Annotated in this window: 1 protein-coding gene; it reads right to left on the bottom strand. The window is 64.4% G+C overall.

The features are described from left to right. Positions 1 to 30 precede the first annotated feature (30 nt). Positions 31 to 1,301 (bottom strand): IS3 family transposase gene (locus tag AC5Y5B_RS25185; protein ID WP_085978347.1). Its coding sequence is split into 2 segments (ribosomal slippage): positions 31 to 1,028 and positions 1,028 to 1,301, totalling 1,272 coding nucleotides; the frame shifts between segments, so codons are not numbered across the junction. Positions 1,302 to 1,355: the final 54 nt, after the last annotated feature.

Here is a 1,355-nt window from a genome sequence, read left to right as displayed (position 1 = left end):
TGAACCGCCCCGAGTTCGATGCACACGCGGTTATGGGTGTGCAGCCTCTGATTGGGCTGTGTTCGTAGCGTAGTAGATCGTCTCGTACTCGGTCGGTGGGATGCGGCCCAGGCGGTGCATGAGCCGGCTGGTGTTGTACCAGTGCACCCAGTCGGCGGTGAGCAGTTCCACGTCGGTCAGGCGCTGCAGGGGGCCGCGCCGGAAGGGCGAATCCGCCCGGACGGCTTCGGTCTTGTACAGCCCTATCGTTGTTTCGGCCAGAGCGTTGTCGAAGGCGTCCCCGACAGTGCCGATTGAGGCCACCAGCCCGGACAGGGTCAAGGTTTCCCCGAACCGCACCGACGTATATTGCGACCCTGCGTCCGAATGGTGAATAGTGTTGCCCATCAATGGATTGCCTTCATTGAACCGCAGTTGCGCCGCATGCCTGATCGCCTGACGCACGAACCGGTCTTCCTTGCTTGCCGAGCAGGTCCAGCCCACGATCCGCCCGGCGTAGGCATCAATGGCGAACGCGGTGTAGACGAACACCCCGGTGGCCAGGCGCACGTAGGTGAAATCCGCGACGAGCAGCACGTTGGGGGCGCGCACCCGGAACTGGCGTTTGACCAGATCCGCCGCCCGGGTCGCGGCCGGGTCGGCCACGGTGGTGCGGACCTTTTTGCGCCGGGTGACCCCGCGCCAGCCGTTGACGCGCATCAGTCGTTCCACGGTGCAGCGGGCCACGGTGATGCCCTGGCGTTGCAAGTGAGCCCACATTTTCGTGGCCCCGTACAAGGACTCCGGTTTGCGCCGGCCGTGCTCGTCGGGTTCGTAGTAGCCGGCCAGCACCTCGGTAATGACGGTGTCCCACAGGGCCCGCGCCGACGGTGGGCGGGCCAGCCAGGCATAGAAGGTTCTCGGGGCGATCACGCAGCCGTGCTCAGTGAGCACGCGGCAGATCGGAGCGACCCCGAACCGAGCACGATGCTCGGCGATGAACGCACAGATCAACGGTGTCGCGGGTCGCTCTCCCGCACGAAGAAACTTGTTGCCGCCTTGAGGATTTCGATGGTTTCCTCAAGTTCGCGGTTCTTGCGTTTGAGCTCACGCAACTCGCGCACGGTATCGGTGGGCGCCCCGTCGCGGACCCCGGTGTCGACCTCGGCCTGGTTGATCCAGCGTCGTAACGATTCATACGACACCCCCAAACGCTTGGCGACCGCGGTCAGGCAGGCCGTACGGGTGGCGTACTCCTCGGCATGGTCGCTGACCAACCGAACCGCCCGGGCCTTGAACTCCTCGTCGTACTTCTTCGGCATGATGCGAACAACCTTCCCTCGAAAGAAGGTGTGCATCGAACTCGGGGCGGTTCA

The sequence above is a fragment of the Mycobacterium sp. NGS33 genome, from assembly GCF_059812885.1.
Note: the sequence above shows the minus strand (reverse complement) of the source record. Positions and strands in the feature narration are given on the sequence as shown.